Source organism: Micromonospora lacuserhaii (assembly GCF_036902735.1).
Classification (GTDB): domain Bacteria; phylum Actinomycetota; class Actinomycetes; order Mycobacteriales; family Micromonosporaceae; genus Micromonospora.
This window is the reverse complement of sequence record NZ_JBAKHO010000104.1, coordinates 1-5,858: the sequence shown is the minus strand read 5'-3', so window position 1 is coordinate 5,858 and position 5,858 is coordinate 1. Positions and strand designations below refer to the sequence as shown.

4 protein-coding genes and 1 pseudogene are annotated in these 5,858 nt (G+C 77.0%); 1 reads left to right on the top strand and 4 read right to left on the bottom strand.

What is annotated here, in order from left to right; all coding sequences use genetic code 11:
- From V6U81_RS28745 to V6U81_RS28730, 4 genes and pseudogenes are all read right to left on the bottom strand, one after another.
- Positions 1-2,276: pseudogene (locus V6U81_RS28745) on the bottom strand (SCO7613 C-terminal domain-containing membrane protein); the annotation flags it as partial.
- Between the two features lie 47 nt (positions 2,277-2,323).
- The gene (cutA, locus tag V6U81_RS28740; RefSeq protein ID WP_334494147.1) at positions 2,324-2,644 is read right to left on the bottom strand and encodes a divalent-cation tolerance protein CutA; all 321 of its coding nucleotides are present in this window, start codon (positions 2,642-2,644) and stop codon (positions 2,324-2,326) included.
- A 9-nt stretch (positions 2,645-2,653) separates the two neighbouring features.
- Positions 2,654-3,712 carry a 1-acyl-sn-glycerol-3-phosphate acyltransferase gene (locus V6U81_RS28735; protein WP_334494145.1) on the bottom strand — a complete coding sequence of 353 codons (1,059 nt, stop codon included), beginning with the start codon at positions 3,710-3,712 and terminating at the stop codon, positions 2,654-2,656.
- Positions 3,712-4,542 carry a patatin-like phospholipase family protein gene (locus V6U81_RS28730; protein ID WP_334494149.1) on the bottom strand — a complete coding sequence of 277 codons (831 nt, stop codon included), beginning with the start codon at positions 4,540-4,542 and terminating at the stop codon, positions 3,712-3,714. The genes V6U81_RS28735 and V6U81_RS28730 overlap by 1 nt, the downstream gene beginning before the upstream one ends.
- A gap of 181 nt (positions 4,543-4,723) precedes the next feature.
- Between V6U81_RS28730 and V6U81_RS28725 the strand changes: the two genes are divergently transcribed.
- The coding region (locus V6U81_RS28725) for a serine/threonine-protein kinase (protein WP_334494144.1) at positions 4,724-5,858 on the top strand (1,135 nt) is incomplete at its 3' end.

The window sequence follows — 5,858 nt, the reverse complement described above, 5'->3', positions numbered from 1 at the left end:
CGGCCACCGCCGGCCCGCCGGGCGACCAGGGCGGCGGCGGCCGCCAGCACCAGCAGGGCGGCGGCCACGGCTGGCGCGCCGGGCACGGGCCGCGTGGCGGGCACCCCGGCCCAGGGCAGGACCGGACCGCCGTACGGGGAGACCAGCGCCCCCACGCTGACCGGCGCGGCGGCCAGCACCGCCAGCACCGCCGACCCGCCCCCGATCACCCGCCCGACGACGAGCCCGCGGTCGGCCACCGCCAGCGCCAACGCGGCGAGCGCGGCGTAGAGCGCGACCGGCTCCCGGCCCGGTACGACCAGCGCCACGGGGGCGAGCCCGGCCAGCGCGACGGCGAGCGCGGTGGAGGCGTACCCGTCGAGGTCGGGGCGGATCCGGCGGACCGCGAGGAGCGCGCCGAGCAGCAGCCCGGCGGCGGCCAGCGCGCCGCGGAGCTGCCACCAGGACGGCGATCCGGTCGCGTGCAGCGCGACCACCGTCCCGGCCGGTACGGCGAGCAACCCGGCGACCAGGGCGAGCCCGGCGGCCCGCTGTTGCACGGCGCTGCCCCGGCGGGCCACCACCGGCGCGGCGAGCCCGACCGCCAGGACGACGCCGAGCGTCGCCAGCGTGCCGCCCGAGGTGGCCAGTCCGACGAGCAGCCCGTGGCCGAGCAGGACGCCGCCGGCCAGCGAACCGGCCAGCGCGGTCGGGGCGCGGCGCCCGGGACGCAGGGCGGTCAGCAGCAGTCCGGCGCCGGCCAGCAGGTCCAGGGCGAGCGCCGCCGGCCAGGGCGTGGCCGCGACGGCCGGCAGCGCGGACGCGGTCAGCGCCACGCCGACCACCGTGGCCACCGGGCGGGCCGCCCTGGGCAGCAGCAGCGTTACCGCTACCGCGGTCAGCGCGACGGTGATCGGAAGCTGCCACCCCCAGCCCAGCTCGGGGCCGGCCGCCGCGCCCCGCCACGGGGGCAGCGACCGGGCCGCCGCGCCACCGGCGAGCAGCGCGGTGGCCAGCACGCCGACCTGGGCCAGCACGCCCGTGACGACCAACGCGCCGACCCGGGGGCCGGAGCGGAACCGGGTCGGCAGCAGCCGGACCGCGCCGGCCGCCCCGATGCTCACCACCCCCGCGGCGAGCAGCAGGAACCCGGCGCTCAACTCGGCCACCGGCCGGAGCAGCGCGGCGGCCAGCAGCGGCACCAGCAGCCCGGCCGCCACCTGCGGGAACGGACCGCCGGCGACCCGCGCGGCGCCGAGCAGCACCAACCCGACCAGCAGCAGCGGCAGTCCGGCCAGCAGCGGCTGCCCGGCGGCCCGGCCCCAGGCCAGCGGCACCAGCGCGGTGCAGGCGGCGAGCGCGGACGCGACGCCGAAGCCGAGCCAGGCCAGCACCCGCCCGGCGGCCACCGTCGATCCGACGCGCGGGTCGGCGACCGGCCCCCCGCCGGCCGCCGACCCCCCGTGCCGCGCCCCCGCCGCGCCGCGCAACGCGACGACCACCCCGAGGTCGAGCAGCGCCACCCCGAGCAGGACCAGCGTCCAGCCCGTCGCCCCGGGCCGCGCCGCCACCGCCGCCAGCGGCAGCACCGGCTGCGCGACCAGCAGCGCCGCGAACCACGGCACGGTCAGCCGGCTCAGCCGGGCGTACCCGGCGGCGACCGCCGCGCTGGCCCCCCCGACCAGCGCGGCGTACCGGGTGACCGGCCAGCCGGCCGCGCCGAACAGGTTCACCGACCATGCGGCGTACCCGTCGAGCACCACCAGCAGCAGCCCCACCGCGGCGAACGTCTCGGCGGTGCCGCGCAACCCGCGCCGCATCGCGACCAGCGGCACGGCCAGCATCAGCGCGGTGAACGCGGCCAGGATCAGCGCCCGGCCGGCCACCCCGACGGCGGCCCAGGCGACGGCGGTGAAGACCATCGCCGCCGTGCCGAGCAGCAGTCCACCGAAGACGAAGAGCAGGCTCTGCACCGTCAAAGTGGAGGCCTCTGGCCGGCCGGGTGCCGCCGGCACCGGACGGGGCACCGGCGACGCCGGCGCCTGCCGGGTGGGGACCTCGACCCGGACCCGGGCCGCCAGCTCCGCCCGGCGGCGCTGCGCCGCGAGCAGCCGGCCCGACGCCTCCTGGTACGCCCCGCGGGCCCGCTCCACCTCCCGGCCGAGCGCGACGATCTCCCGGTCCAGCCGGACCACTTCGGCGGCGGGCGGGTACGGCGGCCGGCCGCAGCCGGAGCAGCCGCGGATCAGGTCTGCGGGCGCGCCGCAGCCGGGGCACGGGTAGGCGGTGTTCTCCACCCGGTCATCGTCACGGCCGGCGCAACCCCGGCCCAGAGTGCGCGTACCTAGGTGCGGGTGTTCTCGTGCACCCAGGCCGCGTACGCCGGTTCGCCGCATTCGACCCGGGTCACCAGGATCTCCGGCACGTCGTACGGGTGGGTGGCGCGGATCTGGTCGACCAGCGCGTCGGCCCGGTCGGGGGTGGTCTTGAACTGCACGGACCACTCGGTGCTGGTCTCCACCCCGGACCGCCACCAGTAGGTGCTGTCCACCTGGCCGCCGACCTGCGCGCAGGCCGCCAGTCGCCCGGCGACCGCCGCGGCCGCCAGCAGGTCGGCGACCGAGCGCGCGTCCACCACTGTCGTCACCACGCAGATCTGCTCCACACAGCGACCCTACGCGGGCCCGGTCCCGCTGCGGTCCGCCCCGGCGTCCGTGTCACCGGCGACGCCGTCGCGGTTGGCGGCGATCCACGCGTCGATCCGGCCCCACCAGTCGAAGAGCCAGTCGATGCGCTTCTGCCGGTCGACCGGGACGTCCTCCGGGGGCACCGACCAGAACCGCATCACGATCCGCTTGTCCATCGGCAGTTCCCGCCACACGTCGGTGACGGTGAGCATCCGGTCCAGCCCGGTGTGCGCCACGAAGATCACCCCGGCGTCCGGGGCGGCCTCCAGCGCGGCGAGCAGCCCGCCGGGCTGCGGGGCGAGGACGTGCTGCATCCGCTCGGCGCGCAACGCCATCCGCTCCAGGCCGAGCGCGCGCAGCCGGGCGATGGCCCGCAACCGGCGGCCGGGGGTGAAGTTGCCGCCCTCCGGAAAGATCACGAACGCGTCGTCGTCGTCCAGGTCGGTGGCGAGGTGTGCGATCTGTCGGACCGCCTCGTCACGGCCGTCACCGGGGGCGATGAACCGGTTGGGCAGCCGGTTGAGCAGTACGTCGATCGCCGGGTCCCACTGGAGGCTGGCCTTGAGCACGATCCGCGGCTCGCGATGGAACCAGTTGACCAGGGCGTGGATCAGGATGAACGAGTCGCCCGGGCCGGCGTGCCGGCAGAGCACCAGCTCCGGCCGGCCCGGCAGGGCCGTGTCCGGATCGGTGCCGACCACGTCGATGCTGAGCCGCAGCGTCCACCGGGCCTGCCAGAAGAGCACCTGGAGGAAGCGGCCGGCGAGCACGTAGTGCGCGCGTTGGAAGGCCGGCGACCGCTTGCGCCAGCCGAAGCCGGAGGCGAGCCAGAGCACGAAGAGCGCGATCAGCGCCGCCGCGTCCCAGACCAGGTAGACCGCGCCGATCCAGAGCAGGCGCAGCGGTCGCAACCGGCCGGGAACGAACGGCGAGACGGCCAGGGCGAGCAGCGCCCAGACCGGCACCGTGGTCACCACGGCGACCGCGAGCAGCACCACGCCGGGGGCGATCAGCAGCCGGCGCAACCACCACGGTGGCAACGGCATCAGCGGTCCAGCTCCGCAAGATAGCGGCGGGACGCGGTGTACGCGCGGCTGATCCGCCGCCCCACCGCAGCCATGTCCCGGTACGCCCACGGGCTGTCGTCGCGGGGTTCCAGCCCACCGGTCGGCAGCACGTGCACCTCCACCCCGTCGGGCAGGGCCGACATCTCCCGGGCGAACCGGTGCCGGCGGGCGATCTCGAACGCGACCTGGGCGATCTCCCAGGGCCGCCGGGGCGGCGTCAGCTCCCGTTCGATCCGGCCCACCTGGAGAACGAAGATCTGCCGGGCGCCCGACACGACCGCCTCGCCGATCGGGATGGAGTTGACGATCCCGCCGTCGATGTAGTGCTGGCCGTCGATCCGGGCCGGGGGCAGCAGCCCCGGCACCGAGGCGGAGGCGAGCACCGCCGGCACCACCGGTCCGCTGTGGAACCAGTGCTCGGCGGCCCGCTCGATGTTGGCGGCGCAGCAGCGGAACGGCACCTTCAGGTCGGCGAAGGTGGTGTCCACGCCGAGTTCGCCCTCCAGCAGCTTGCGCAGCGGCCGGGGCGAGTGCAGGTGGGTACGGGCGGCGAAGCGGCGCAGCTGCCGGGCCACCGAGTCGCCGTACACCTCGCTCGCCTCCGGGGAGGCCCAGAGCCGGACCAGCCGGTCGGTGACCGCCTCGGACGGGTCGGCAGCGACCAGCGCGCCGTTGACCGCGCCGATCGAGGTGCCGAGCACGATGTCCGGCCGGATCCGGGCCCGGAACAGGGCGCGGAGCATGCCCACCTCGACCGCGCCCAGCACTCCCCCGCCGCCGAGCACGAACGCCACCGGACCGCCACTCATGTCGCTCATCCTGGCACGTTCCCGCCGGGCCGCCCGGCGCAGCCGCTGACCGCCGGACGGGACGGCGGGCGGTGAGCCGACCGGCACGGAGGGTGACCGGAGAAGGGGACGGCCGTTGACACGACGGACACATTCTTGCAACCTGACACCACCCCCGATCCCCAGGCAGGTGCGATCACCGATGGCAGCGCTGCACGCCGGCCGGTTGCTGGCCCGCAGGTACCGGCTCATCGACCGGATCGGGGCCGGTGGCATGTCGGTGATCTGGCGGGCCCGCGACGAGGTGCTCGACCGGATCGTCGCGGTCAAGGTCCTCGCCCCGTCGCTCGCCGCGGACGCCCGGTTCCGGGACATGGTCCGCGAGGAGGCCCGCTCCGCGGCCCAGCTGGTGCACCCGCACGTGACCTCGGTGCACGACTACGGCGAGACCCTCGCCCCGGACGGCGCCATCACCTCGTTCGTGGTGATGGAGCTGCTCAGCGGCGAGGAGCTGGAGCACCGGCTCACCGAGGGGCCGCTGCCCTGGCCGCAGGCGGTCGAGGTGGGCGCCCAGGTGGCCGAGGCGCTGGCCGCCGCGCACCGGCTCGGCATCGTGCACCGGGACATCACCCCGGCCAACGTGATGATGACGCCGGTCGGCGCCAAGGTGCTGGACTTCGGCATCGCCACCCAGGTCGGCGCCCCGGACGAGGACGAGGACGGCGGCACCTTCGGCACCCCCGCGTACGTGGCGCCGGAACGGCTGGACGGGGCGCCGGCCCAGCCGTCCACCGACGTCTACTCCCTCGGCGTGCTGCTCTACGAGACGCTGACCGGCCGGCCCCCGTACCCGGCGGACACCTGGGAGCAGCTCGGCGCGGCGTTGCAGGCGGAGGAACCGCTGTCGCTGGACGACGTACCGGGGCTGCCGCCCGCGGTGGCCCGTACCGTCCTGCGCTGCCTGGCCAAGGACCCGCGGGCGCGGCCCACCGCCCACCAGGTGGCCGCGACGCTGCGGGACCAGCTGCTCCCCGGCGACCCGCAGGCGGCCACCATGCTCGCCCCGACGGTCACCCTGCCGGCGCTGGCCACCCCCGCCGCCGCGCTCCCGCCGGCGGAACCCGACGGGCCGGCCACCCCGGCCCCGCGCCGGCGGCCGTTGCTGGTGGTCGCCGCGCTGGTGGTGGTGACCACGGCGGCGGCGCTGGTCGCCCCGAACCTCGTACCCGACGGCACCACCCCGCCGGCCGCCCGGCCCACCGGCGCGCCGACCGCCGACCCGCCGACCCCGCGCGGGCAGCCGTGGTCGGCCGCGCCCCCGTCGCAGCCGAAGTCGG

Excerpts from the sequence above, each read along its gene's own strand:
- V6U81_RS28735 (WP_334494145.1), bottom strand. The coding sequence starts at position 3,712 with ATGCCGTTGCCACCGTGGTGGTTGCGCCGGCTGCTGATCGCCCCCGGC.
- V6U81_RS28730 (WP_334494149.1), bottom strand. The coding sequence starts at position 4,542 with ATGAGTGGCGGTCCGGTGGCGTTCGTGCTCGGCGGCGGGGGAGTGCTG.